General features: G+C 73.2%; 20 protein-coding genes, 1 tRNA gene and 1 pseudogene. 12 read left to right on the forward strand and 10 right to left on the reverse strand.

Going from position 1 to position 25,144, the window contains the following annotated elements; all coding sequences use genetic code 11:
• Window positions 1–33 precede the first annotated feature (33 nt).
• Window positions 34–210: a DUF397 domain-containing protein gene (locus ACQPYN_RS01895; protein ID WP_433038664.1), complete on the forward strand. Its 177-nt coding sequence runs from the start codon at window positions 34–36 to the stop codon at window positions 208–210.
• A gap of 247 nt (window positions 211–457) precedes the next feature.
• Here the strand turns inward: ACQPYN_RS01895 and leuA are convergent, their stop codons facing one another.
• Window positions 458–2,245 (reverse strand): 2-isopropylmalate synthase, encoded by a 1,788-nt coding sequence (gene leuA, locus ACQPYN_RS01900; protein ID WP_433038667.1) that lies wholly within the window; start codon window positions 2,243–2,245, stop codon window positions 458–460.
• Window positions 2,246–2,587: 342 nt separating this feature from the next.
• Here leuA and ACQPYN_RS01905 point away from each other — a divergent pair, with 342 nt between their 5' ends.
• The 6 genes from ACQPYN_RS01905 to ACQPYN_RS01930 all read left to right on the forward strand — a co-directional run bounded on the left by ACQPYN_RS01905 (window position 2,588) and on the right by ACQPYN_RS01930 (window position 8,041).
• Window positions 2,588–2,947, forward strand: a complete 360-nt coding sequence (locus ACQPYN_RS01905) for a hypothetical protein (protein WP_274197277.1) — start codon at window positions 2,588–2,590, stop codon at window positions 2,945–2,947.
• A 92-nt stretch (window positions 2,948–3,039) separates the two neighbouring features.
• Window positions 3,040–4,305: an aspartate kinase gene (locus ACQPYN_RS01910; protein ID WP_433032682.1), complete on the forward strand. Its 1,266-nt coding sequence runs from the start codon at window positions 3,040–3,042 to the stop codon at window positions 4,303–4,305.
• 2 nt (window positions 4,306–4,307) lie between these two features.
• Entirely contained in the window at window positions 4,308–5,360 is a 1,053-nt protein-coding gene (locus ACQPYN_RS01915; protein ID WP_433032685.1) for an aspartate-semialdehyde dehydrogenase, read from the forward strand.
• A 95-nt stretch (window positions 5,361–5,455) separates the two neighbouring features.
• Window positions 5,456–5,962, forward strand: coding sequence for a Fur family transcriptional regulator (locus ACQPYN_RS01920; RefSeq protein WP_433038670.1), 507 nt, complete (start codon window positions 5,456–5,458; stop codon window positions 5,960–5,962).
• A gap of 34 nt (window positions 5,963–5,996) precedes the next feature.
• A complete protein-coding gene (locus ACQPYN_RS01925) occupies window positions 5,997–7,481 on the forward strand; it encodes a catalase (protein WP_433032688.1) in 1,485 nt (494 codons plus the stop codon).
• An 83-nt stretch (window positions 7,482–7,564) separates the two neighbouring features.
• The gene (locus ACQPYN_RS01930; protein ID WP_433032691.1) at window positions 7,565–8,041 is read left to right on the forward strand and encodes a Dps family protein; all 477 of its coding nucleotides are present in this window, start codon (window positions 7,565–7,567) and stop codon (window positions 8,039–8,041) included.
• Window positions 8,042–8,060: 19 nt separating this feature from the next.
• Here the strand turns inward: ACQPYN_RS01930 and ACQPYN_RS01935 are convergent, their stop codons facing one another.
• Window positions 8,061–9,917, reverse strand: coding sequence for a S9 family peptidase (locus ACQPYN_RS01935; RefSeq protein WP_433032694.1), 1,857 nt, complete (start codon window positions 9,915–9,917; stop codon window positions 8,061–8,063).
• Window positions 9,918–10,000: 83 nt separating this feature from the next.
• Here ACQPYN_RS01935 and ACQPYN_RS01940 point away from each other — a divergent pair, with 83 nt between their 5' ends.
• Window positions 10,001–10,804, forward strand: coding sequence for an SAM-dependent methyltransferase (locus ACQPYN_RS01940; protein WP_433032697.1), 804 nt, complete (start codon window positions 10,001–10,003; stop codon window positions 10,802–10,804).
• Between the two features lie 7 nt (window positions 10,805–10,811).
• Window positions 10,812–11,543 (forward strand): enoyl-CoA hydratase, encoded by a 732-nt coding sequence (locus ACQPYN_RS01945; RefSeq protein WP_433032700.1) that lies wholly within the window; start codon window positions 10,812–10,814, stop codon window positions 11,541–11,543.
• A gap of 4 nt (window positions 11,544–11,547) precedes the next feature.
• Here ACQPYN_RS01945 and ACQPYN_RS01950 read toward each other — a convergent pair whose 3' ends face one another.
• From ACQPYN_RS01950 to ACQPYN_RS01975, 6 genes are all read right to left on the reverse strand, one after another.
• Entirely contained in the window at window positions 11,548–13,011 is a 1,464-nt protein-coding gene (locus tag ACQPYN_RS01950; protein ID WP_433032703.1) for an HAD-IB family hydrolase, read from the reverse strand.
• Entirely contained in the window at window positions 12,998–15,388 is a 2,391-nt protein-coding gene (locus ACQPYN_RS01955) for a glycerol-3-phosphate 1-O-acyltransferase (RefSeq protein ID WP_433032706.1), read from the reverse strand. Before ACQPYN_RS01955 ends, ACQPYN_RS01950 begins: the two co-directional genes overlap by 14 nt.
• A 127-nt stretch (window positions 15,389–15,515) precedes the next feature.
• Window positions 15,516–17,327 carry a hypothetical protein gene (locus ACQPYN_RS01960; protein ID WP_433032709.1) on the reverse strand — a complete coding sequence of 604 codons (1,812 nt, stop codon included), beginning with the start codon at window positions 17,325–17,327 and terminating at the stop codon, window positions 15,516–15,518.
• A 680-nt stretch (window positions 17,328–18,007) separates the two neighbouring features.
• Window positions 18,008–18,081 (reverse strand) — tRNA-Pro (locus tag ACQPYN_RS01965).
• Window positions 18,082–18,104: 23 nt separating this feature from the next.
• Window positions 18,105–19,097 carry a metallophosphoesterase gene (locus ACQPYN_RS01970; RefSeq protein ID WP_433032712.1) on the reverse strand — a complete coding sequence of 331 codons (993 nt, stop codon included), beginning with the start codon at window positions 19,095–19,097 and terminating at the stop codon, window positions 18,105–18,107.
• A complete protein-coding gene (locus tag ACQPYN_RS01975) occupies window positions 19,094–21,478 on the reverse strand; it encodes a penicillin-binding protein (protein WP_433032715.1) in 2,385 nt (794 codons plus the stop codon). The genes ACQPYN_RS01970 and ACQPYN_RS01975 overlap by 4 nt, the downstream gene beginning before the upstream one ends.
• Window positions 21,479–21,771: 293 nt before the next feature.
• On the opposite strand from ACQPYN_RS01975, the pseudogene ACQPYN_RS01980 reads away from it, so the two are divergent.
• Window positions 21,772–22,047, forward strand: a pseudogene (locus ACQPYN_RS01980) (WhiB family transcriptional regulator); the annotation flags it as partial.
• Between the two features lie 128 nt (window positions 22,048–22,175).
• On the opposite strand, the gene ACQPYN_RS01985 reads toward ACQPYN_RS01980, so the two are convergent.
• Window positions 22,176–23,342 carry an ArsA family ATPase gene (locus ACQPYN_RS01985; protein WP_433032718.1) on the reverse strand — a complete coding sequence of 389 codons (1,167 nt, stop codon included), beginning with the start codon at window positions 23,340–23,342 and terminating at the stop codon, window positions 22,176–22,178.
• Window positions 23,342–24,358, reverse strand: coding sequence for an ArsA-related P-loop ATPase (locus ACQPYN_RS01990; RefSeq protein WP_274197262.1), 1,017 nt, complete (start codon window positions 24,356–24,358; stop codon window positions 23,342–23,344). Before ACQPYN_RS01990 ends, ACQPYN_RS01985 begins: the two co-directional genes overlap by 1 nt.
• A gap of 95 nt (window positions 24,359–24,453) precedes the next feature.
• Between ACQPYN_RS01990 and ACQPYN_RS01995 the strand changes: the two genes are divergently transcribed.
• Window positions 24,454–24,621, forward strand: a complete 168-nt coding sequence (locus ACQPYN_RS01995; RefSeq protein ID WP_274188644.1) for a DUF4177 domain-containing protein — start codon at window positions 24,454–24,456, stop codon at window positions 24,619–24,621.
• Complete coding sequence (locus ACQPYN_RS02000; protein ID WP_433032723.1) at window positions 24,618–25,076, forward strand: RidA family protein; 459 nt, start codon at window positions 24,618–24,620, stop codon at window positions 25,074–25,076. Before ACQPYN_RS01995 ends, ACQPYN_RS02000 begins: the two co-directional genes overlap by 4 nt.
• The last annotated feature ends 68 nt before the right edge of the window (window positions 25,077–25,144 follow it).

Consider the following 25,144-nt stretch of genomic DNA (forward strand, 5'->3'; position numbering starts at 1 on the left):
GCCGCAGTGCATCTGCCCCGTGACGCTGACGTGATGGTGAGGACTAGCTCCTTCTGTAGTGAAGGGAGCTGTGTCGGCGTAGCGCTTGAACCGGACGGGGTGCGTGTTGTCGACACCAAGCTCGGCGACTCCTCGGGGCTTCGGTTCACACCGGCCGAGTGGGCGGCGTTCGTGGCCGGCGTGAAGGCCGGGGAGTTCGACCTTCCCTAGGCGAGATCTGGTTCCGTGGAGCGAACGCTCCGCTCAGCGGAACGATCGCTCCAGATCCCGGGATCTTGCCGACCTCGGTGACGAAACCCGCGCTCAGCGCGGGTTCCGCCACCCAAGTCGGGCCCTCACCGTGCGCGCCGTCCCCCGCGTCGCCTGACCGGAGTCGCCAGCGTGAAGGCCGGGGAGGTCCCGACCTCGGTGACGAAACCCGCGCTCAGCGCGGGTTCCGCCACTCAAGTCGAGAACGTCAGCGCATCGCCCGGTTGATCGCCGACACGACGGCCTTCAGCGAGGCCGTGAGGATCGAGCCGTCGATCCCGATGCCCCAGACCTCGACGTCACCGACGGCCGCCTCGACGTAGGCGGCGGCGCGGGCGTCGTCGCCGGCGGACATCGCGTGCTCGGCGTAGTCGAGGACGCGGACGTCGTAGCCGACGGTGGCGAGGGCGTCGACGAAGGCGGCGATCGGGCCGTTGCCGACGCCGGTGACCTCGTGCAGATCGCCCTCGACCTTCAGCGTGGCGCTGAGCTCGGCCTTGCCGTCGTCGTGGGTCGAGACCCGCGAGCTGACGAGCTCCAGGGGCACCCGGCGCAGCAGGTACTCCTCGGTGAAGATGTCGTACATCTCCTTGGCCGAGACCTCGCCGCCCTCGGAGTCGGTGACCTCCTGGACGCGGCGCGAGAACTCGATCTGCAGGCGTCGCGGCAGGTCCATCTGGTGCTCGGTCTTCATCAGGTAGGCGACGCCGCCCTTGCCCGACTGCGAGTTGACCCGGATCACGGCCTCGTAGGTGCGGCCGACGTCCTTCGGGTCGATCGGCAGGTACGGGACCTCCCACGGGTGCTCGGACACGTCGTGCCCGGCCTCCGACGCCTCGGCCGCCATGGCCTGCAGGCCCTTGTTGATCGCGTCCTGGTGCGAGCCCGAGAACGCGGTGAAGACGAGGTCGCCGCCCCAGGGGTGGCGCTCGCCGACGGGCAGCTGGTTGCAGAACTCGACAGTGCGGCGGACCTCGTCGATGTCCGAGAAGTCGATCTGCGGGTCGATGCCCTGGCTGAAGAGGTTCATGCCGAGGGTCACCAGGCAGACGTTGCCGGTGCGCTCGCCGTTGCCGAACAGGCAGCCCTCGACGCGGTCGGCGCCGGCCTGGACGCCGAGCTCGGCGGCGGCGACGCCGGTACCGCGGTCGTTGTGGGGGTGCAGCGACAGGATGATCGAGTCGCGGCGCGCGAGGTTGCGGTGCATCCACTCGATGGAGTCCGCGTAGACGTTCGGCGTCGCCATCTCCACCGTGGCCGGCAGGTTGACGATCATCGGCTTCTCGGGCGTCGGCTCCCAGACGTCACCGACGGCGTCGACGATCTCCTTGGCGTAGGAGAGCTCGGTGCCGGTGTACGACTCGGGCGAGTACTGGAAGCGCCAGTCGGTGCCCGGCCGCTTCTCGGCCTCCTCGCGGACCTTCTTCGCGCCGTCGACCGCGATCTTCGTGATGCCGTCACGGTCGGAGCGGAAGACCACGCGCCGCTGCAGGATCGAGGTCGAGTTGTAGAGGTGGACGACCGCCGAGTGCACGCCCTCGAGGGACTCGAACGTGCGCGCGATCAGTTCGGGCCGGGCCTGGGTCAGCACCTGGATGCGGACGTCGGCCGGGATCGCGCCCTGCTCGATGATCTCGCGGACGAAGTCGAAGTCGGTCTGCGAGGCGGCGGGGAAGCCGACCTCGATCTCCTTGTAGCCCATGCGGACGAGCAGGTCGAACATGCGGCGCTTGCGCGCGGGCGACATCGGGTCGATCAGGGCCTGGTTGCCGTCGCGCAGGTCGACCGCGCCCCAGAGCGGGGTCTTGTCGATCACGCGGTCCGGCCAGGTGCGGTCGGGCAGCGAGATCTTCTCGACGAGGTCGGCGAAGCGCCGGTAGCGCTGCACCGGCATGCGGCTGGGGCGCTGGGTGTTCCAGGCCGGCTGGCCGTCGGGGATGTCGCCGTCGGGATGGACGACGGTCGAACGGATGTCGGCGATCGGCTCGTCGTTCATCGACGTGCCGGGAGTGATGCTCATGGGGTGTCGCGCTCCTGGATCCTGCAGCACTGCGAGGGATGGCGACCGGCAGCGCGCATCACCCGCGGCAGGGGGCCGGTCTTTTCAGACCCCGCCGCGGCGGCGAAGAAGCAGGCCCGGGGTGATGGCCGGGGCTGCGGGCGCGGAGAACATCGCCTCCACGGTAGCCCCGGCACGTCGTGGTCCGGTACCCCGGGACCCCGGACGGAGGGGTCCGCGGACCCCCGATCAGGCCTCCGACCTGCGAAGGAATGCTCCGGTGACACAGGTCGCACCCTCGGCTACCGGCCAGTCACCCAACGTGCCATGATGTCGCGCATGGCGCAGGATGCGAGCACGGACACGTCCGAACAGCGGCGTTCGCACACCTCCGAGGACATGCGCGCACTAGTCCGCAAGGTCCTCACCGTGGCGGCGTCCGTGATCCGGATCCTCACCGTCATCTTCGCGGCGATCCTCGTCGTGCACGTGATCCTCGCGGTGGCCGGGGCCAACCCCGCCAACGGCATCACGATCTTCTTCCGCGATCTCGCGAACAACCTGACGCTGGGCATCGGCGACCTGTTCCTGCCCGCCAGCGAGTCGCTGCGGATCATCCTGAACTTCGGGCTCGCCGCGGTCGTGTGGCTCGTGATCGGGATCGTCGTCTCCAAGCTGCTCAACGCCCTCGCGCCGTAGCCGCTCCACGGTGGTGACAGCCACCTCGTGAGCCCACGCGCCTCGGATAGGGTCGGAGCCGTTCGCCGACCAGCAGGTGGAGGTCCGTCGCGGTGGCACTCGTCGTCCAGAAGTACGGCGGCTCGTCGGTGCAGTCGGCCGACCGCATACGACGGGTGGCCGAGCGCATCCTGCGCACCGGCAAGGACGGGAACGACGTGGTCGTCGTCGCCTCGGCCATGGGCGACACGACCGACGAGCTGACCGACCTCGCGGCGCAGGTGCACCCCAGCCCGCCGCCGCGCGAGATGGACATGCTGCTGACGTCGGGCGAGCGCATCTCCAACGCGCTCCTGGCCATGGCGATCAACGCCCAGGGCGGCCGTGCGCGGTCGTTCAGCGGCTCGCAGGCCGGCATGATCACCACGGGGAAGCACGGCGACGCCCGCATCGTCGACGTCACCCCGGGTCGCATCCACGCCGCCCTCGCCGAGGACCACATCGCGCTCGTCGCGGGGTTCCAGGGGGTCAGCGCGGACTCGAAGGAGATCACGACGCTCGGCCGCGGCGGGTCGGACACGACCGCCGTCGCGATGGCCGCGGCGATGAAGGCCGACGTCTGCGAGATCTACACGGACGTCGACGGCGTGTACTCCGCCGACCCGCGCATCGTCCCGGACGCGAAGCTGCTCGAGACCATCACCTACGAGGAGATGCTCGAGATGGCCGCGTGCGGGGCCAAGGTGCTGCACCTGCGCGCCGTGGAGTACGCCCGTCGCGAGGGCGTGCCGCTGCGGGTGCGCTCGTCGTACAACGACAAGCCCGGCACGACGATCGTCGGGTCGATCGAGGAGCTCAGCGTGGAACAGGCCGTCCTCACCGGCGTGGCGCATGACCGGTCCGAGGCCAAGATCACCGTGATCGGCGTGCCCGACCAGCCCGGCTTCGCGGCGCGCATCTTCCGCGCGGTCGCCGACGCCGAGATCAACATCGACATGGTGCTGCAGAACGTGTCGCACCTGAAGACGGGCAAGACCGACGTCACCTTCACCCTGCCGGTCAAGGACGGCCCGAAGGGTGTCGCCGCCCTGTCCGCCGTGCAGGGCGAGGTCGGCCACGAGGACGTCATCTACGACGAGCACATCGGCAAGGTGACCCTCGTGGGCGCCGGCATGCGCAGCCACCCGGGCGTCACCGCGACGTTCTGTGAGTCGCTGGCCCTCGCCGGCGTGAACATCGAGATGATGAACACCTCGGAGATCCGGATCTCCGCGCTCATGCGCGACACCCAGCTCGACGACGCCGTCCGCGCCCTCCACGCCGCCTTCGACCTCGGGGGCGACGAGGAGGCCGTGGTGCACGCGGGAACAGGACGCTGACCATGACCACCCTCGCCATCGTCGGCGCGACCGGGGCCGTGGGCTCCGTCATGATCGACATCATCAACGCCCGGGAGTCCGTGCCCTGGTCGGAGATCCGCCTGATCGCCTCGCCGCGCTCGGCGGGCAAGCGCCTCACGGTGCGCGGCCAGGAGATCGAGGTCGTCGCGCTCGCGCCCGAGGCCTTCGACGGCATCGACATCGCGATGTTCGACGTGCCCGACGAGATCAGCGCCGAGTGGGCGCCGGTCGCGGTGTCCCGCGGCGCGATCGCGGTCGACAACTCCGGCGCGTTCCGCATGGACCCCGAGGTCCCGCTGGTCGTGCCCGAGGTCAACGCGGAGGCGGCGCACACGCGGCCGAAGGGCATCGTCGCCAACCCGAACTGCACGACGCTGTCGATGATGGCCGCGCTCGGGGCCCTGCACCGCGCCTTCGGGCTGCGCGAGCTCGTCGTCGCCAGCTACCAGGCGGCGTCCGGAGCGGGCCAGGAGGGCATCGACCGCCTGCGCGCCGAGCTCGCGGCAGTGGCCGGCAAGGACGTCGGCAACCGGCGCGGCGACGTCGCCGAGGCCCTCGCGGCCGCCGGGCTCTCCGAGGACACCCCGTTCGGCGCCCCGCTGGCGCTCAACGTGGTGCCGTTCGCGGGCTCGCCGAAGGCCGACGGATGGACCTCCGAGGAGCTCAAGGTCCGCAACGAGTCGCGGAAGATCCTCGACCTGCCCGAGCTCAAGGTGTCGGCCACCTGCGTGCGCGTGCCCGTGATCACGACGCACTCGCTCGCCGTGCACGCCACCTTCGCCGGCCCGGTCGACGTCGCGACGGCGCACCAGGTCTTCGCCGCCCAGCCCTCGATCGTGCTGGTCGACGAGCCGGAGGCGAAGCGCTTCCCGACCCCTGCCGATGTCGTCGGCGAGGACCCGACCTACGTCGGGCGCGTGCGTCAGGCGCTGGACTTCCCGGACACCCTCGACTTCTTCGTGTGCGGCGACAACCTGCGCAAGGGTGCCGCGCTGAACACCTACGAGATCGCCGAGGAGCTCGTCCGGAGCTGAGGCGCCGCCCCGCTTTTCTTGACTCGTTCCAGTCTCGGTGGCACCTTGGGGTCATCATGACCTCACGGACCGAGCCCGAGGGCGACCCCGCAGCGATGCCTGTGGTCGCGTCTCCTGCGGATCCGCGCCACCACGTGGCCGACCCGCGGGCACGGCTCCGCCAGGCCGGGCTCCGGGTCACCGCGCCCCGCCAGGCGGTGCTCGGCGTCCTCGGCGAGCACCCCCACTCCACGGCCGACGCCGTGGCGTCCGCGGTGCGGGGCCGGTTGGGGTCGGTGTCCACCCAGGCCGTGTACGACGTCCTCGCCGCGTGCGTGGACGCCGGCCTGGTGCGCCGCATCGAGCCCGCGGGCTCGGCGGCGCGGTACGAGACACGCACGGGCGACAACCACCACCACGTCGTCTGCCGCGCGTGCGGCGCGACCGGCGACATCGACTGCGTGGTCGGCGAGCGCCCGTGCCTGGCCCCGTCCGACGCGGGGGGCTTCGTCGTCGACGAGGCCGAGATCGTCTTCTGGGGCACCTGCCCGGCCTGCCGCGCCGCGGGAGCGGGTACCCCTCTGGCCAGCACCGACGGGACGAACTCGATCCCGTCACGGTGAGACACGAGAGCCACCACCACGAGGAGAGGCGAACGTGACCAATCCGAATCGCTCTTACGCCACCGATGACGCCGGTATCCCGGCACCCAGCCACGAGTTCTCCGCGACGGTCGGGACGGACGGTCCCCTGGTCCTCCAGGACCACTACCTGATCGAGCAGATGGCGAACTTCAACCGCGAGCGCATCCCGGAGCGGCAGCCGCACGCGAAGGGGAGCGGGGCGTTCCTCAAGTTCGAGGTCACGCAGGACGTCTCGGCCTACACCAAGGCCGCGGTCTTCCAGCCCGGTGAGACCACCGAGGGCATCATCCGGTTCTCCACCGTCGCCGGTGAGCGGGGCAGCCCCGACACCTGGCGCGACCCGCGCGGCTTCGCCCTCAAGCTGTGGACCCGCGAGGGCAACTGGGACATGGTCGGCAACAACACGCCGGTCTTCTTCATCCGCGACCCCATGAAGTTCCAGAACTTCATCCGGTCGCAGAAGCGCCTCGCCCGCAACGGGCTGCGTGACCACGACATGCAGTGGGACTTCTGGACGCTCTCGCCCGAGTCGAAGCACCAGGTCACGTGGCTCATGGGCGACCGGGGCATCCCGAAGGACTGGCGCCACATGAACGGCTACTCGAGCCACACCTACATGTGGATCAACTCGGCCGGCGAGGAGTTCTGGGTCAAGTACCACTTCAAGTCGGACCAGGGCGTCGAGTGCCTGACCGAGGAGGAGGCCGGCCGCCTCGCGGGTGAGGACGCCGACTACCACCAGCGCGACCTCTACGAGGCGATCGAGCGCGGGGAGTTCCCGAGCTGGACCCTCCACGTGCAGATCATGCCGTTCGAGGACGCGAAGACCTACCGGTTCAACCCGTTCGACCTGACCAAGGTGTGGCCGCACAGCGACTACCCCCTCCAGGAGGTCGGGAAGATGACGCTGAACCGGAACCCGGTCGACTACCACACCGAGATCGAGCAGGTCGCGTTCGAGCCGAACAACCAGCCGCCCGGGCTGGGCCTGTCGCCGGACAAGATGCTGCTGGCCCGCGGGTTCTCCTACGCCGACGCGCACCGCGCCCGGCTCGGGGTCAACTACAAGCAGATCCCGGTGAACTCGCCGCAGGGCACCGACGCGCACCCGTACACCGTGGCGGGCGCGATGCGCGTCGTGAACGCACCGGACCCGGTCTATGCGCCGAACACCAAGGGCGGCCCGCAGACGACCGAGACGATCCAGCCGCCGACGTGGTACTCGGACGGCCAGATCCAGCGCGCGGCCTACACGCCGCACGCCGAGGACACCGACGAGGTCCAGGCCCGCACGATGATGCTCGAGGTCTGGGACGACGACATGCGCGACCGCTTCGTCGAGAACGTCTCCGGCCACCTCTCCAAGGGTGTCGGTGACGACGTCCTCGCCCGCGCGTTCGACTACTGGAAGTCGATCGACGAGGGCATGGGTCAGCGCGTCGAGGACCGCGTCCGCGAGCTGACCGGCAAGGAGCAGAAGGTCCTCAGCCAGAGCTGAGCCGCGCGCTCACACACGTCGCCACGGCCCACCCCACCCATCCTGGTGGGGTGGGCCGTGGTGCTCGAAGGGAGATCACCACCATGGCCACCGCCCCCATCACGAGCCCCCTGCCCGACGACGCGCAGCAGATCGTCGGCGCCGTCCTGCAGGACAGCCTGGCCGACTTCGTCGACCTGTCCCTGACCGCCAAGCAGTGGCACTGGAACGTCGTCGGTCGCAACTTCCGCGAGGCGCACCTGCACCTCGACGAGCTGGTCGAGCTCGCGCGCACCTACTCGGACGAGGTCGCCGAGCGCGCCGCCACCATCGGTGTCTCGCCCGACGGCCGCACCGAGACCGTCGCCAAGAGCAGCGGCCTGCAGAAGACCGAGGAGGGCTGGCGCGACGTCGAGGACGTCAACGAGGCCGTCGTCGAGACCCTCGCCCGCCTCATCGAGCGCATGCGCGAGCGCATCGAGGCCACCGACGAGCCCGACCCGGTGACCCAGGACCTGCTCATCGCCCAGACGGCGAAGCTCGAGGAGGCCCACTGGATGTGGCAGGCCAAGACGGCCTGACCCGGTCGGGCTCTGTCTGTCAGGCGGGCACCGGGAGCCCGAGCGCGCGGCGGGCGAACGCGATCTCGGCGACCGTGTGGCGCAAGGTCTCGGCCACCACCAGGGACCCGTGCCCGGCGTCGTAGCGCACCATCGCGTAGTCCCGCCCCCGCTCCGCCAGGGCGTCGAGGTAGTTGTCGATCTGACGGATCGGGCAGCGGGGATCGTTCTCGCCGGCGAGCACCAGCACCGGGGCCCGCACCGCGTCCACCCACGTGAGCGGTGAGGCCTCGGTGTAGCGCTCGGGCACCTGCTCGGGCGAGCCGCCGAACAGCGACCGGTCGAAGGCGCGCAGCGGCTCCATCTCGTCCTCGTAGGCCGCGAGGTAGTCCGCCACCGGGACGCCCGCACACCCCACCGCCCAGCGCTCCGGCTGGCGCCCGAGGCCCAGCAGCGTGAGATAGCCGCCCCAGGACCAGCCCTCGAGGACACAGGCGGCCGGGTCGGCGAGCCCCGACGCGACGGCCCAGTCGTGCACGGCGGCGACGTCCTCGAGCTCGGTGGTGCCCGCGCGTCCCTCGATGGCGTCCCGCCACGCCGACCCGTAGCCCGACGAGCCGCGATAGTTCACGTGCACGACGGCGAAGCCCGCGTCGACCCAGACCGCGCGCACCGGCGACCAGCGGTCCTCGTCGGCCGCCTGCGGGCCCCCGTGGATCATGAATACGGTCGGGACGGGGCCGGTCGTGCCCGCCGGCCGGGTCCACAGCGCGTGGACCGGGCCCGCGACCCCGTCGACCCACGCGTCCTCGAGGGCGACGGAGGGCTCGGGTCGCTCGCCGGGCGGGGCCAGCAGCTCGGTGTCGGTGCCGTCCGGGCGCAGGGCGCGCACCGACGACGGATACGCCGCCGAGGACCAGCCGTACTCGACGGTGCCGTCGGGGCGCACGTCCGCGCCGCCGACCGACCCCGCCGCCGTCGGCAGGTCGGACAGCGCGCCCGTGGCGAGGTCGTAGCGGTGCAGCGTCGTGCGGCCCGCGCGGGTGTGGGCGACGAGCAGCGCCGAGGCGTCGGGGTAGAAGCCGGCGGCGAGGTCGCCGGGCAGGTCGATGTCGAGCACCGTCTCGGTGTCCGTCGCCAGGTCCCAGATCAGCAGCTCGTCGCGGCCCCGGCGTTCGTGGCCGACGAGCAGCCGCTGGTCGCCCTCGACCGGCGCGAACTCGATCGGGTCGAGTCCCATCCCCTCGCCGTCGTACCGCTCGCCCACCGCGGCGCCGTCGGACACCCGGAGCACGCGGATCGCCGGGTGGCGCGAGTCGCCGTGCTCGGCGTGCGAGATGGCCAGCAGCGTCTCGTCGCGCGACAGCGCGCCGATCCCGGCGTCCTCGGTGTGGGTGTAGACCACCCGGGCCTCGCCGCCCTCCTCGCTGACCGCGAGCGTCGACCCGTCGTCGGTCGACCAGCCGACGGCCACCGTGCGCCGGCCCAGGTCGAGACCCGCCGGATAGCCGGGCTCGGCGCCCGAGACGGCCGGCTCGGCCGACCCGCCGTCGAAGGGCTCGCGGACCCACACCCCGAACTCGTCGCCGTCGGTGTCGTCGAACCACCAGATCGCGGTGCCGTCGGTGCTCGCCGCGCCGCCGCGTGTGCCGTTCGGTCGATCGGTGACCCGCCGATGGGTGTCCGTGGACCGGTCCCAGGCGTAGATCTCCCAGGTTCCGGTGGCGTTCGACGAGTACACGCTGTGGTCCGGGGCATCCCGCGCCCAATCGGGCACCGAGACGCGCGCGGCCGTGAACCGGCCTCGCCAGCGGTTCTCGACGGCGTCATCGGCGAACAGGGCGTCCGGGATCTCCGGAGCCGGGTCCTGGCGGCGGTGCGGCGACGACGCGGTCATGCCCCGAATCCTGCCCGTCGGTGTGCCGATGCCGCCGGGTGGACCGGCCGGTGGGAGAGGATGCGCACCGGGGGGAGTGACTGATGACCGATCTCGGGCCGGACGACGAGGGGACGCCGCCGAACCTGGCGCGCGTGTTCGACCACTATCTCGGCGGCGACGACAACACCGTCGTCGACCGTGAGTTCGCCGCGGAGGTGGATCAGGTCCTGCCCGCCATGGGCGACCTGTGCCGGGGCCACCGACGGTTCTCCGCGGCGGTGGTGGACCACTGGTGCGCCGAGGGCATCGACCAGTTCCTCGAGCTGGGCGCGGGCCTGCCGACCGTCGACCACGTCCACGTCCGCGCCCGCCGGGTGCACCCCGGGGCGCGGGTGGCCTACGTCGACTACGACCCGGTCGCGGTCGTCCACGCCCGCCGTGTCGTCGCGCGCCACGAGGGCGTCTCGGTGCTGCTGGCCGACGCGGGCGACGCGGAGACGGTGCTCGCCGCGCCCGAGGTCCGGGACCTCCTGGACCTCGCCCGGCCGGTCGGGGTGCTCGCCGTTGGCATCCTGCACTACGTGCCCGACGCGGTCGCCGTGGAGGCGATGCGCCGCTACCGCGAGGCCCTCGCGCCGGGGAGCGGCGTCGCGATCTCGCACCTGACGGGCGTCGGGCGGCCCGACGTCCACACGTGGTCGACGATCAACCACGGTGGCTGGAGCTACGCGCCGACGCTGCGGGACCCCGAGGACATGGACCTGTGGCTCGAAGGACTGGAGCTGGTCGGCCCGGGCTGGGCCTCCGCGCCGCACTGGGCCCCGGAGGGCGCGGTGCCGCGTGCCGAGGAGACGGCGAGCGGGCTGTGGGGTGTGGTCGCGCGGAGACCCGCCCGCCGGGGATGATCGGTGCGTGATCCGCACCCAGCGCCACGACGGCGCGGTCCACGAGATCCGCCTCGACCGCACCGAGCGGCGCAACGCCCTCGACACCGCCCACTGCCGCGACCTGCACGCGGCCGTCGACGCGGCTCTCGCCGACGGCGCCCGCGTGCTCGTGCTCACCGGCGAGGGCACGGCGTTCTGCTCCGGCGCGGACCTCGACACCGTCGGCGACCCCGACTTCCTCGCCGCCCTCTACGGCATGCTGCACCGGCTCGCGGAGGTGCCGGTGCCCGTCGTGGCCGCGGTGCACGGGCCCGCGATCGGCGCCGGCACGCAGCTCGCGCTCGCCGCGGACCTGCGCGTCGTCGACCAGGCCGGCGTGTTCGGGCTGCCCACCGCAGGCCTGGGCCTCGCCGTCGACCCGTGGACGGTCCGCCGGCTGGCGCTCGTCGCGGGTGGCGGGGCGGCGCGACGCATCCTGCTGGCCTGCGAGCGCCTCGACCACGACGCTGCCCGGGCCGCCGGCCTGGTCGATCGTGTCGGCGACCGCGGCACCGCCCTGGCCTGGGCCACCGAGATGGCCGCCCTCGCGCCCCTCACGCTGGCCTACAACAAGCTCGCCGTCGCCCGGCTGCTCGAGGACGCGCCGGTGCCCGACGAGGTCGCTGCGGCCTTCGACGCCTGCTGGGCGAGCGAGGACCTCGTGGAGGGCCGCCGGGCCCGGGCGGAGAAGCGGGCGCCGGTCTTCCGGGGTCGGTAGCTGGTCAGCCCTCGCCCGGCCAGTGGGCCAGCGTGTCGATGTAGGACTGCCGGACGCCCTCGATGCGCTCGTCGAGGTCCTCGCGGGTCCAGGACGAGACGTCGATCGGCGGCAGTACGGCGACCTGGACGACGCCGGGATGGATGATCAGCGCGTTGCGACTCATCAGCTCGCCGGTGTTGCGGAAGACGAGCGGGACGATCGGCACGCCGGCCTGCATGGCCAGGTGGAACGCGCCCTTCTTGAACGTCCCCGGCGTCGGGGTGGGCGAGCGGGTGCCCTCGGGGGCGATGACGATCGAGGTGCCCTCGCGCAGCCGCTCGACGGCGGGCTCGAGGGCCTTGCGGGCCTGGGCGTTGTCGGCGCGGTCGATGAACGCCGTCTCGAGCAGGCGCATGAGCCCGCCGAACAGCACGTCGTTGGCCAGCTCCTTCTTCGCCACCGGCGCGAAGTTGCCGCGCAGGAGCCCGCCCAGGACGAGGACGTCGAGCTGGCTCTGGTGGTTGAACAGGAAGACCGCCGGCTGGGCCTCCCAGATGTGCCGGGCGCCGTGGACGTCGAGCGAGACGCCCGAGGCCATCAGCGAGAGATCACCGCCGAGCCCGATGCCGAGGTTGAGCCCGGCCCGCCGCGAGCCGCCGAGCAGCCCGAGGCCGAGGCCGGTGGCGAAGCCGCCCATCATCCCGGCGAACGTGGCGACGGTGCGGCCGATCTCGATCGGTGTCGTCCACGGGCGGCCGTCGAAGTCGAGCGCCGGCCAGGCGCGCTCCGCCGCGGCCCGGCGCAGGCCCGCGCTGGGGTTCACCGCGGCCGGGTGGCCCACGGTCGCCAGGAAGGGGACGTCCTCGCCGCCGTTGGAGTACGCGAAGCTCGCGTCCAGGTCGACGTCGTGGGCCGCCGCGAACTCCTTGACCGCCGCCGCCTTGCCCTCGCCGTAGGGCGAGCGGCCGTCGGGGTGCCCGGTGAGCGTGCCGTCCTCGCCGACCTCGACGGCTGTGTAGATCGTGTGGTCGACGCCCAGGGCCTTCGCGGCCGGCTCGACCTGGAACCGGGTGGCCGAGCTCGCCAGGACGACCGTGTGGCCCTTCTCCAGGTGCAGGCGGATCAGCCGCCACGCCTCCGGGTAGACGCTCGGGCCGATCTCGTCGCGGAAGAGCTGGTTGCCGATCTTCTCGAGCTCCTCGGGCGTCCGGCCCGCCCAGGTGCGCAGCGTGATGCCGAGGAACTTGCGGAAGTCCTCCTCGCCGTGGAGGCCCTGCCAGCCGCTGACCAGCGTGTCGAGCGTCGTGCGCGGGTGCAGGTCGAGGTTCTTGACGTGGTGACGCATGAAGGCGGTGACCGAGTAGCCCGCGATCACCGTGCCGTCGAAGTCGAAGAACGCGCCCACCTGGGGGCCCTCGGGTGCCGCGGCGACCGCGTCCATGAGGTCGGCGGCGGTGACCGCCGTGCTGGTCTCAGGGTCGGACACCCGCGGACTCCTGTCGGTTCGTCGCGTCGGTCTCGTCGATGGTCACGACTCGTTCCACTACCCCGCGAATCTCCGCGGCGAACGCCCGGCGACGGGTCGCCAGGTCCGGCTCCCCCTCGCGGGGGGTGTTCGGGGCCAGGAGACCCCGGTTGGCGGCGAGCCGCACCGCGGAGGCGAAGAGCTCCCTCGACAGCGACTCGGGCCCGTGCAGCTTGCCCTGCAGCAGCAGCTGACGCCCGACGGCGGCGGAGCGGTCGAGCAGCGCGTCCTCGTCGACGGGCGTGTCCGGGTCGTGCTCGGCGAGGCGCTCGGCCACCACCCACTGCGCGTCGACGAAGGACCGCAGCACCCGGTGCGCGCACAGGAACCGGCTCTGGCGCAGCAGCTTCTGGGTGCGGGCGACGTCGTCGACCCCGGACTGCCAATCGGGGTCGATGAGCGTGAGCTCGCGGATCAGCTCCTCGCGGAACGTCTCCTTGTCGGGGAAGAAGAACTCGTACTTCAGGAGGTCGCGCAGGTCCAGGGCCGCCTGGAAGCCGCGCGCGAGCGCGTCCCGGCCGGTGAGGTCGCCGACCTCGAGGATCGAGAGCTCGACGATCGCGCGGTTGACGAAGTGGTGGATCGCGGAGTTCCGGTAGAACGCGGCGACGATGTGGTGGCCCCGCTCGACCGAGAACACCGGCTCGGAGCCCTCGGTGTAGGCGCTGACCACCTTCTCCCGGCGCAGCGAGAGGAGTGCCTCCGCGACGCCGCCGTTGGTGCGCAGGGAGCCGATGCCGGTGTGCGGCAGTCCGCGGGCGTCGACGTAGTCGAGCACCGGCTCGACGACCCGGCGGACCTGCGAGAGCGTCAGCGCGCGGTCACGCACCCCGAGCAGGGCGAGGGCCGCCAGCGCGATGGGCGTCACCGGCGTGACGCGGTTGATGCGGACGAAGACCTCGAACGCGGTCTTCTGCAGGGCCAGGCGGCGGGCCGCGGAGTCCTCCGCCGCGACGCCGTCGACGTCCTCTCCCGTCTGGCTCGGACGGACGTCGAGCGCCGGGTCGTTGGCTGCGGAGAGCGCGGCGCGCAACGACAGCGGCTCGCCGAAGCTCACGTGCACCCCGCCGACCGGGCGGCGCTGCGCCCGGGCGTAGCCGGCGAGCCAGCGCAGGCCCTCCGGGGTCTTGGTGGCGCCGGTCTGCTCGGCCGCCATCTGGTGCACTTCCTGGAGCTGGTCGTGGATGATCGACACCGGGACGAGGTAGACATCCTCGGCGCGCCGGGTCTCGACGGCGCTGGCGACGTCGGAGAGCAGCCCGTACTTCGGTGGCCGGAGCTTCCCGGTGCGGGTGCGCCCGCCCTCCATGTACCACTCGAGGTTGAAGCGCTTCGCCGACAGCCACGAGAAGTACTCGCGCACCACGGCCTTGTAGACCGGGTCCCCGCCGAAGCTGCGGCGGATGAAGATGATGCCGCTGCGCCGCGCGAGCTGCTCGAGCCCGAGGATGCGCAGGTTGTCGCCGCCGAGGACGTGGTTGCGCGGGAAGTCGTTGCTGCGCAGCACGTCGGCCAGCACGAACGGGTCGGTGTACGAGCGGTGCGACGGCAGGAAGACCAGGGCGTGCTCGGCGTTGAGCTCCCGCAGCGGCTCGAGCCCCGCGGTGTCGGCGTGCACGGTCCACGCCTTCTCGTGCATGGGGCGCAGCACGCCGGAGAACAGGTCGACGGCGCTGGGGTCGAGCGAGGCGACGATGCTCTCGAGGTCGGTGGCCGCCTCGGCGGACACGTCGTCCTCGGGGCGGCCGGTCTCGGCGGCGAGCCGACGGATCTCGCGGCTGAAGTGCGCCGACCCGATGATCTGGGACGCCACCTCGCGGGGCACCTTGAAGCGGTTGCCGGTGAGCGCGCGCTCGGCGCGGTCGAGCGCGAGCGTCGCCTGACGGGCCACGAACCGCACGAAGTCCGCGCTGTCGGTGGAGTCCCGCTCGCGCCGGTGGCGGCGCAGGAGCTCGCGGACCGTGGCCGGGCGCCCGACCACGACCTCGTGCTGCGGCGGGCTGCGGCGCGCGGCGCGGGCGCGGTTGCGCAGCGCCCAGCCGCGGGTGAGGACGTCGGCGAGCCGCAGCAGCGTGCCGTCGGGCTCCGGATCGGTCGCCCACACCACCCGGACGGGGACGAGCAACGGGTTGTCGCCGCGCGTCAGGCGCGCGGCGAGCTGCTCGCTGTCGGCGGGCAGCACCTCGAGGCCCCGCCCGCCCGGCTGACCGTCCCCGCGGACCCGGGCGAGCCAGCGGTCGACGAGGCGGCGCTCCATGCCGGAGGGCGCGTCGACGAGGACGACGAGAGGCCGGTCCCCGGAGTCCGGGAGGACCGCCGTGTCGACCTGGGTGCTCACGTCTCGCACCTCCCGCGTCTCGCGACACCGCGTGTCCGGCGTCACCGTCGTGCCTGCTTCGGACCCTACCGGGTGGGGTCGTCCGACGACCGGCCGTGAAGGTCGATCACTCGGGTCCGGTGATGACCTACGGCGCCGCGGTGAAGCCCTGCGCGATCCGCGTGAACGCCCAGGGCTCCTGCTCGATGCCGCTGCAGTCGTCCGTCTCGTCCTCGGTGCCGGGGCAGGAGCCGTTGTCCCGGGCGAGGGCCCAGAAGCCGACGCCGCCGTAGCCGTTGCCGCGGGCGTCGTCGACGACGGCCTGCGCGTCCTCCGGCGTCGTCGTCATGTCCATGTCGTTGCGCCCGACCATGAACGTGACCCCGGTGCGCCGCCGGACGTCGACGGGGTCGCTGCCCGGCCAGAGGGCCTCGAGCTGACCGACGGCGGTACGTGCGGCGCCGGTCATGGCGTCCGCCCAGGCGCCCTCGTACGAGAAGTTCATGACCATGAGGTTCACGCGCGCGGCGACGCCCGCCGTCGTGGCCTCGCGCACGAGGTCGACGGCGTCGGCGCTCATGCCCTCGCTCACACCGTCGATCTGCACGGTCAGCGTCACCCGCGTGCCGCGCTCGCGCTGGAGCAGGGCGAGGGCCTCGGCGATGCGGCTCGACGACACCTCGCGGCCGCTGTCGGTCTCGACGTCGACGTCGAGGTGGTCGGTGCCGACGGCGTCGAGCGCGGCGCCGTAGGCGCGCGCGAGCGACGGCGCGTCCGGGCAGGCCTTCTCGAGGTAGTCGCCGAGCGCGCCGCCCGACGACACGGTCACGGTGCCGCCCCGGGACTTCAGGCCGGCCACCCGCGCCATCACGGCGGGGTCGGCCAGCGGGGTCGTGCCGCCCCAGGTCGGCGCACACGAGCCGTCGGCCCCGGCGAGGACGAAGGCGAGCACGACGTCGGCGTGGCCGGTCGCGTCGGCCATGTCGGTCATGGTCGGGAGCGGCGGGGTGGTCAGGTCGACGTACGGCGCCATCCCGACCGTCGGCAGCGGGCCCTCGGGGGCCGCCACGCCGGCACGCCGCGGGGCGTCCGACGACGCGCCCCCGGCCTCCACGACGTCCGCCAGCGCCGGCTCGGGGGACGGGGTCTCGCCGGTGACCATCGGTGCGGTGATCAGGACCGCCACGAGGGTGGCGAGCAGGAAGGCGCGCAGCGACGGCCGGGTCGCGCTGCGGCGGGGCCGGCTCAGGTGTCCGCGCCGGCGTCGTCCGCGGCGTCGGCGGCGTCGTCCTGGGCGTTCGGGACGTTCTGGGTGTCGGCGACCGGCGCCGGGTTGGCGCGGGCGGGGCCTGCGGCACCACGGGCACCGGCGCGACGACGACCGGGCGCGGTGCGACGCGCGCCTTCGGGGTGGTCGAACGGGGCGTGCTGCGCGTGGTGGCGCGCGCGGACCGGGTGGTGGTGGACGTCGCCGTCGGCTCGACCTCGGCGACGTTCTGCGCGGCGGGTCCCGGATGGCGGTCGGTGCGGGCGGAGCCGTCGTCGGCGCCGGCAGCAGCGTCGGCGAGGAGGTCGGCCCGACCGGACCGGCCACCGCGCCGACGGCCACGACGCCGACGTAGGACGCGCAGACGGCGGTCGCCAGGATCGCGGCGGTGCGCCAGCGGCGGGCGCGGCGCCCGCTGCCGTCGGCGAAGACGGGAGCGGCCCCGGCGACCGGGGCGGCGAGCGGGGCGGGGGCGGCGAGCGGGGCCGGCGCGGCGAGCGCGGCCGGAGCGGCGGCCGCGGCGCGGCGGGCCGCGCGGCCCGGGTCGGGCGAGGCGCTGATCAGCGTCGTCGTCGCCCGCGCCGCGATCTCCTCCGGGTCGGAGCGACGGGCGGCGGGGCGCTTGGCGCGCACGGGTGCGGGGCCGGGGGTGGCGGCGGCGGTGGCGGTGGTGTCGGCGCCGGCCGGCGTCACCGCGGTGGCCTGCGTCGCGCCCGTGGGCGGGAGCGGGCGGGGGACCGGGCCCTGCAGCGGGACGCCCCGTCCCGGCGCCTCCGCGTGGCGCGGGCGGTCGACGGCGTGGGTCGACGGGGTGTGGGCCTCGGGAGCCGGCCGGGGGTGGGCAGCGCGACGGCGTGCCGGGTCGCGGGTGCCGGATCCGCGAGCAGGTCGGCCACACGTGTCGTGTGCCGGGGCTCGGCGTCGCGTCGCGAGGCGCCGGACCCGTCCGGTCCCGCCGAGTGCCGCCCGCCCGTCACGGGTGTGGCGGTGGCCGGCCGCGCGGGCGCGGCGTGCCGCCCGGTGGGCGGCTGCGGTGCCCCTCCGTGTCGCATGGTGTCCCCGATCCGTGTGAGAGCGCCCCCGACAGGGTGATCCGAGAGGACCATCGTCCCCCGACATCGTGTCGTTACCGGACGGAGACCGACAAGTGCTGGTTCCGACGAGGGAACCAACGTCACTCGACCGTGGAGAGCAGGGCTGACGGACGAACGCGCGACGCGTGGGTCACCGGGCCCGCGCCACCACCGGCGACCTCATCCGCGCACCGACCCGCGACCGCAGGCCGCGCCGCGACCCGACCAGGCCCAGAAACGCAGCAAGCCCCGAACCCGTGAGGGCTCGGGGCTGTGCCGATGTCCTGCGACATCACGACGTCGGGGTGGCGGGATTCGAACCCACGGCCTCCTCGTCCCGAACGAGGCGCGCTACCAAGCTGCGCCACACCCCGGAGGCGATCGCGCAGTCGGAACTCTACCCGTTGGCCCCCGACCGGGCGGACGGGGGCCGCCCCCCGCCCTCGACGGCGGTGGCCGGCGGCGAGGAGGTCGGGGTGGGACGGGGCACGAGCTCGAGCAGGGTGGCCTCGGGCCGGCACGAGAACCGCGCCGGGGCGTACGGCGAGGTGCCGAGACCGGCGGAGACGTGCAGTCGCATGTGGGAGCCCCAGCGCGAGGCGCCGCGGGCGCGGGAGCGGTCGACACCGCAGTTGGTGATGATCGCGCCGTAGCCGGGCAGCCGCAGCTGGCCACCGTGGGTGTGGCCCGCGAGGACGAGGTCGTAGCCGTCGGCGGCGAACGCGTCGAGCACCCGGGGCTCGGGGGAGTGGGTGAGCCCCAGGCGCAGGTCGTACGGCCCGTCGGCCGGGCCGGCGATGCGGTCGTAGTCGTCGCGGCCGATGTGCGGGTCGTCGACGCCGCCGATCGCGAGGCGGAGCCCGTCGACGGTGAGCGTGTGCCGGGCGTGGGTGGCGTCGAGCCAGCCGTGCTCGAGGAACGCGGCACGCAGGTCGCGCCACGGCAGCTCGGGTCCGAGGACCCGGTGCTGGGGGTTGAACAGGTAGTGCGCGGGGTTCTTCGGCTTCGGCCCGTGGTAGTCGTTGCTGCCCCAGACCACGACGCCGGGCTTGTCGAGCAGGCCCCCCAGCGCGCGCAGCACCTCGGGCACCGCGCGCCGGTGGGAGAGGTTGTCGCCGGTGTTCACCACGAGGTCCGGCTCGAGCTCCGCGAGCCCCTCGACGAACCGCTGCTCGAGGCGCTGGCCGGGCCGCAGGTGCAGGTCGCTGACGTGCAGCACGCGCAGCGTCCGGCCGGCCGCGGTGACGGGGTCGAGGACCTCGAGGCGGGCCCGGCGCAGCGCGAACCAGTGCCGCTCGACCCCGACCGCGTAGCCCAGCCCGAGGGCCCCGGCGGCGGTCACGCCCGCGGCGGCGCGCAGGGCCGTCCCCGCGATCGTCGTCCCGCTCATCCGCCGCCTCCCGTCGCTCCGGTGTTCGTGCCCCCCGCCAGGGGTGGCGGGCCGCTCGGCGGCGTCGGGGGCGAGGGCACGGTCCCGTTGGAGACCTGCAGCGTCACGACCTGGTCGGGGAGGATCGAGCCCCGCGGGTTCTGCCCGACGACCGTGCCGGCCGGGGCGCGGTTGCCCACCTGCGTCTGCGCCACCTGGAAGCCGGCGTCGCGCAGCTCCTCGGTGGCCTCGTCGACCTGGTCGCCGACGACCTCGGGCACCTGCTCGTTGCTGCCGCCCTGCAGGTAGCGCGGGCTCGTCGGGGGCAGCTGGGCCACCGGGAGCGGCGCGAAGAGCGGGTTCATCGCCTTGTACCAGGTCAGCGCGGGTGTCTTGCCACCGAAGATGTTGGGGTCACCGCAGGGGAACGGCGGGTTGTCGCCGCCGCTGTCGCACAGACCGCGGGGGGACGACGAGTCGTCGAAGACGATCACCGCGCCCGAGTACTGCTGGGTGAAGCCGAGGAACGCGGCCGACTTGTTCTGCTGCGTCGTGCCGGTCTTGCCGGCCATCGGGCGGTTCCAGCCCTGGGACGTCGCCGCGGCGTTCGACGTGCCGCCCGGCTGGTCGTCCTTGGCCAGCCCGCTCATCAGCGTGTCGGCCAACGCGGGGTCGACGACCTGCTCGCAGGGCTGCTCCGAGACCGGCACGGGCGAGCCCGACGCGTCGGTGACCGACTCGATGGGCGTCGGCGGGCAGTACATGCCGCCCGAGGCGAGGGTGGCGCCGGAGTTGGCGAGCTCGAGCACGCTCGTCGGCGTGACACCGAGGGTGAACGAGCCCTGGTTCTGCTCGCGCACCGTGTCGGCGATCGACACGCCGTCGGGGCCCGGCTCGGCGAGCGAGCGCATGCCGAGGCGCACGGCCATGTCCACCACCGGCGGAACCCCGGTGTACTCCATGAGCTTCACGAAGCCGGTGTTCGGCGAGGTGGCGAGCGCGTCGGTCATGCTCAGTCGCGGCGGGGCCGGGCTGGCGTTGCGCACCGGGAACGGGTTGCCGCTGCCGTCGCGGTAGATCGGCGACGCGTAGCCGTCCGGCGGGATGTCCATCTGGTAGTTGATGCCGAGGCCCTTCTCCAGGGCCGCCGCGGCGGTGAACACCTTGTAGACCGAGCCCGCGCCGAGGTTCACGGGTTCCCAGGGCAGCCCGTAGCTCGTCTGCAGGGCGTCGCCGTCGACGCCGAACACGCGGTTCGCGCCCATGGCCACCACGCGGTGCTTGTCCCGCCCCGGTTGGATGTTGGCCATGGTGTCCGCGACGTTGCGCTGATCGGGCGGGACCTCGTCGTTGAGGGCCGTCTGCATCAGGTTCATGGCGTTGCGGTCGAGCGTGGTGCGGATCGTGTAGCCGCCGCGGTTGATCTGCTCGGCCGAGATGCCGGACTCGCCGAGGTAGTCGACGACGTACTTGCAGAAGAACGCGGCGTTGCCCGCGCCGATGCACCCGTTGGGCGGCGTGGCCAGCGGCTCGACGATGCCGAGCGGGGCGGCGACCGCCTCCTGCGCCTGCTGCTGGGTGATCATGCCCTGGCCCAGCATCTGGTTGATGACCTCGTTGCGCCGGCCGGTGGCGGCCTGCGGGTGGCGGGTCGGGTCGAACTGGGTGGTCGACTGCACCATGCCGGCGAGCAGCGCGGCCTGCGGCACCGTGAGCCGCTCGGGCGTGGTGTTGAAGTACGTGCGCGCCGCCGCGGCCACGCCGTAGGAGTTGTTGCCCAGGAAGACGATGTTGAGGTACCGCTCGAGGACCTCGTCCTTGGCCTCCTGCTTGGTGCGCCCGGACGCGAGCTGGCGCTCGAGCTGCAGGGCGACGCGCACCTCACGCAGCTTGCGGGCGTAGGTCGGCTCGGTGGCCTCGAGGCGCTCCGACTCGGTCTGCGCCGTGACGTAGAGCTGGTAGTTCTTGATGTACTGCTGCGTGAGCGTCGAGGCGCCCTGCTGCGTGGAGCCGGCGGTCTGGTTGGTCACCAGCGCCCGCAGCGTGCCGGTCCAGTCGACGCCGTCGTGCTCGTAGAACCGGCGGTCCTCGATCGCGACGATCGCGCCGCGCATGGCGGGCGACATCTGCTGCAGCGAGACCGGCGTGCGGTTCTGTTCGTAGAGGTAGGCGATCGGCGCGCCCTGGTTGTCGGTGACGGTCGAGACCCCGGGCAGCTGGCCGGCCGCGAGGTCCGACGACGTGGCGTTGACCGTGTCGCTGGCGTCGTTGGAGATCAGCCCCATCGCGCCCGCGAAGGGGAAGGTCATGCCCGCGACGATCACGCCCGCCACCAGGCAGATCGCCAGGAGCTTCGTGATCGGTCGCACCTTCGCACCGATGTTCCGTTCGCCCCTCGCCACGACGGTGAGGGTACGCGGTGGGGCGTGAACGACCTGTCGGCGCGGCCCGCGCGTCGGGTGCCGCGCGGCGGTCGGGCGGCGGTGCGGTGCAGCGGTGCTGCGCGGATCCCGTTGTGACGGGAACCGTGCGCCCATACAGTGCGTCAGACCCCAGTGACGGGCAGGGCGCGCCCGGGGACGGATCCGGCGCGCGCACGTGTGGCGCACCTGCGGGGAGGTGTGTCCGCGGACGAGGCGCCCGCACGGGGACACGAGGGTGGGGACACGACGTGACAGGTGAGTCGGTGCCGTTCGTGACGGCGAGCTCGGCGACCTCGTTCGACTGGCGGCACTCCGCGCGCTGCCGCGACGACGACCCGGAGACCTTGTTCGTCCAGGGCGCGCAGCAGCGGGACGCCCGCGAGGTGTGCAAGGCCTGCCCGGTGCGCACGGAGTGCCTCGCGCACGCGCTGGACAACCGCATCCGGTTCGGCGTGTGGGGTGGGATGACCGAACGCGAGCGCCGGGCCCTGCTCAAGCGCCGGCCCGACGTGATCTCGTGGGCGGCCCTGCTCGAGTCGGCCCGCCGGGCGGCGCTCGCGAGCCCGCCGGCCGACCCGGACGCGCCCGCCCGCACGCGCCGCAGCGCGCCGGCCCGCCCCGCCGCGCCCCCGGCGCCGGCCCGTCCCGCCGCGGGCGGGACGCAGCGCCACGTCGGCTAGGACGCCAGGCGGCGCCCGATCTCGCGCAGACCGTCGAGGTCGTGCACGTCGGTGCTCATGGCGGGCACGTCGATGATCGGCACCGTGGGGTGCGCCCGGGTGAAGCGCCCGAGGACGCGGCGCTCCCGCTCGGCGGTCTCGACGCGGTCGGCGTGCAGGCGCAGCACGGCCGCGGCCAGCTCGTCGCCGCGCGCCGACTCCAGGGTCTCGGCGCCCTCCCGGGCCCGCGCGCCGGACAGCGTCGCGTGCACCGGGTGGGTGCGGTTGAGCACGAGGCCGGCGAGCGGCATGCGCTCCGACGACAGGCGCTCGACGAAGTAGCTCGCCTCGCGCAGGGCGTCGGGCTCCGGGGCGGCCACGACGACGAACGAGGTGCCCGGGGCCCGCAGCAGCTGATAGGTCGCGTTCGCGCGCTCCTGGAAGCCGCCGAAGAGCGTGTCGAAGGCCTGCACGAACGCCGACGCGTCGGCCAGCATCTGGCCGCCGAGGATCGTCGAGACGGCCTTGGCGAACAGGCTGAACGTCGAGCCGACGATCTTGCGCAGGGCGCTGCCGCCGGCGCGCGCCGGCGCCGAGAGCAGCCGGATCATGCGCCCGTCGAGGAACGACGAGAGCCGCTGCGGGGCGTCGAGGAAGTCCAGCGCGGACCGCGACGGCGGGGTGTCGACGACGATGAGGTCCCAGAGGCCGGTGCTGGAGAGCTGGCCCAGCTTCTCCATGGCCATGTACTCCTGCGTTCCGGAGAACGAGGTGGAGATGGTCTGGTAGAAGGGGTTGTCGAAGATCGCCTGCGCGCGGTCGGGCGTGGTGTGGCCGGAGACCATCTCGTCGAAGGTCCGGCGCATGTCCAGCATCATCGCCTGCAGCTCGCCGTCACCCCGGTCGGCGGTGTTGCGCAGCGCGCCGGGCACGTTCCGGGGCTCGTTGTCGAGCTCCTCGAGGCCCAGCGACTGCGCGAGCCTGCGGGCCGGGTCGATGGTCAGCACGACCACCCGGCGTCCCTGCTCGGCGGCCCGCAGGGCCAGCGCGGCGGCGGTGGTGGTCTTGCCGACCCCGCCCGAGCCGCAGCAGACGAGCACCTTGGTGTCGCGGTCGGCGAGCAGCCCGTCGAGGTCGAGGTGGCGGGGTCGTCCGGCGCGGGCGTCGGCTCGATCGGCGGCCATCAGCGCACTCCCTGCTCGCGCAGCAGCTCGGCCAGCTCGTAGATGCCGCCGAGGTCGACGCCCTCGGTGAGCTCGGGCAGCTCCAGCTGGGGCAGGCCGGCGGCGGTGAGGCGTGAGCGCACCGCCGACTCGATCTGCACCCGCTCGGCGTGCTCGACGGTCTCGCTGACCAGCCCGTCCACCTCCTCGTCCTTCAGGAACAGCCCGGCGGCCTCCAGCCCCGAGCGCAGCCCGGAGCCCAGCCCCGCGCCCGTCGCCGCCCCGGTCAGCGCCGTGGCGGGCAGGCGGGAGGGGCGGATGCGGTTGACCAGCACCGCCCCGGTGGGCAGGCCGGCCTCGGCGAGCTCGTCGACGGTGTCGAGCGTCTCCTGCACGGGCAGGTCCTCGAGCTGGGTGACGAGGTGGATCGCGGTGCGCGAGGAGTGCAGGAGCTCCACCACGCCCTCGCTCTGCGTGTGGATGGGGCCGGTGCGCGCGAGCGAGCCCATCGCCTTGGTGACGTCGAGGAACTTCACGATGCGTCCGGTGGGCGGCGCGTCGAGCACGACGGCGTCGTAGAGCGGCACCCGGCGTCCCCCACGGCGGTCCTCGCCGACGGTGCGCCCGACGCACTCCTTGACCTTGCCGGACAGCAGCACGTCACGGAGACCCGGCGCCAGCGTGGTCGCGAACTCGATCGCGCCCATCCGCCGCAGCGTCCGGCCGGCGAGGCCGAGGTTGTAGAACATCTCGAGGTACTCGAGCAGGGCCGCCTCGGCGTCCACCGACAGCCCGCGGACCTCGCCGCCGTCGGGGGCGACGGCGATGCGCTGCTCGGCGTACGGCAGCGGCGGGGTGTCGAAGACCTGGGCGATGCCCTGCCGGCCCTCCACCTCGACGAGCAGGGTGCGTCGCCCGCCCGCGGCGAGCGCGAGGGCCAGTGCGGCGGCGAGCGTCGTCTTGCCCGTGCCGCCCTTGCCGCTCACCACGTGGAGCCGGGCCTCGGCGAGGGCGGCGGGCCAGCGCTGATCGGTCACGACGTCCACCCTAGGCCCGGTCCTGCGCGATCGCGGGCGGTGCGGACGGGGTCCGGGTCACAGCGGTGTCGGGTGCGGTCTCTACCCTCGCCCGTATGAGTGCGGATGCCGTGAAGTGGGAGTACGCGACGGTTCCGTTGCTGACCCACGCCACCAAGCAGATCCTCGACCAGTGGGGTGAGGACGGCTGGGAGCTGGTCACCGTGCTGCCCGGGCCCACCGGTGAGCAGCTCGTGGCCTATCTGAAGAAGCCGCGGGCGTGACCGGGCCCCGGGAGCGGCTGCAGGAGCTCGGGCTCGAGCTCCCGGCGGTGGCCGCGCCCAAGGGCGTCTACGTGCCCGCCCGCCGGACGGGCGACCAGGTCTGGACCTCGGGGCAGCTGCCGCTCGTCGGCGGGGAGCTACCGGCCACCGGGCTGGTCGGCGCCGACGTCGACCCGGACGACGCCGCGGCCTACGCCCGGATCGCCGCGCTCAACGCGCTGGCGGCCATCGACGCCCTCGTGGGGCTCGAGGCGATCCGGTCCGTGGTCAAGGTCGTCGGCTACGTGGCGTCCGCCCCCGGGTTCGGCGGTCAGCCGCAGGTGGTCAACGGGGCGTCCGAGTTCCTGGGTGCCGTTTTCGGTCAAGCGGGCGAGCACGCCCGCTCGGCGATCGGAGTGGCGGCGCTGCCGCTGGGGGCCCCGGTCGAGGTTGAGGTCGTCGTCGACCTCACGTGAGCTGGGTTCCGGACCGTCCGACACCACGGGCGGCCCGGTCGGATCGCCGCAGGGTGGATCGGAGCACA

The sequence above is a fragment of the Actinomycetospora sp. CA-053990 genome, from assembly GCF_050948445.1.
GTDB lineage: Bacteria > Actinomycetota > Actinomycetes > Mycobacteriales > Pseudonocardiaceae > Actinomycetospora > Actinomycetospora callitridis.